Below are 999 nucleotides of genomic sequence, written 5' to 3'. Positions count from 1 at the left end.
GGCGCTGAATGCGCGGCCGTAGATGCGCGCCATGGCCTGCGCGGCGGCGTCGAGCCGCTCCCTGCGCGCCAGCCAGATCGGGCTTTCCACGAGGAACAGGTACTGCAAAACCAGGATGGCGAGCCCGACGACTGCGGTGGCGGCCACGGAATAGCGCCAGATTGCGTCGCCAACGTCCCACGAATGGAACAGCAAGGCCAGCAGCAGGTTGGAGCAAACGGCCACGTACCACATGCCCTGCCAAGTGTTCAGGCGGCTCTTGAACTTGGCGGGCGTGAACTCGGCGAGCACGGCCATGGCTATCGCAAAGTCGATGCCGTAGGCAGCGCCGACAAGAAAGCGCCCGACCAGAATGAGCGCGTAGTCCGAGGCCAACACGACCAGCACGGCGCCGACGACGGCAAGCAGCTTGGCAAGGACCAGCGGCCTGACGCGCCCCCAGCGATCGGCCATCCACCCCCCGATGGGGTTAAAGGCAATCGCCACCCACGCGGCCAGGGACGTGAGCAGCGCCACCTGCGCCGGCGCAAGCTGCAAATCGCGCGTCATTGGCCCCAGGCCCGCGCTCAGTGAGGAATTGGAGAATGCATCAAGGAACAGGCCGCCCAAAGCCAGCCACCAGACAACGCCGGCGCGGCCGCGAATGCCAGGGGAGGAATCGATAAAGGCGATGACGTCGTCGATGCCACGAAGTGTGATGGCAGAGTTTTGCACAGCGGTCTCCTGCGGTATTCGTTTCTGCAAGAGGCCGGTGCAGGGTGCGTGCGTTGGCACGCGTCAGCACGCGCAGATGGACCATCTCGCAGATGGTCTCTGATCTGGAAATCTGCCGGGGCACGATAGGGCCTGGTCGGGGCCGTGTCCACCGGGGAAACCCTTGGCGTGGGCGTGGACCTGCATCGGGTGCTGGTCTGATCACCGCAGCTTGGGGGAATACTGGCCGTGGGCTTGGACGCCCAAGCGGGCGCTTGGACCAAGCAGGTGTGCGCACCTTCCATT

Annotated in this window: 1 protein-coding gene; it reads right to left on the bottom strand. The window is 65.2% G+C overall.

Annotated elements, in window-relative coordinates; translation table 11 throughout:
- A partial coding sequence (locus VTU_RS0105655) for an MFS transporter (protein ID WP_010101792.1) occupies window positions 1-714 on the bottom strand: 714 nt, incomplete at its 3' end.
- Between the last annotated feature and the right edge of the window lie 285 nt (window positions 715-999).

It is taken from the genome of Verminephrobacter aporrectodeae subsp. tuberculatae At4 (assembly GCF_000193225.1).
GTDB classification, from domain to species: domain Bacteria; phylum Pseudomonadota; class Gammaproteobacteria; order Burkholderiales; family Burkholderiaceae_C; genus Acidovorax; species Acidovorax aporrectodeae.
Note: the sequence above shows the minus strand (reverse complement) of the source record. Positions and strands in the feature narration are given on the sequence as shown.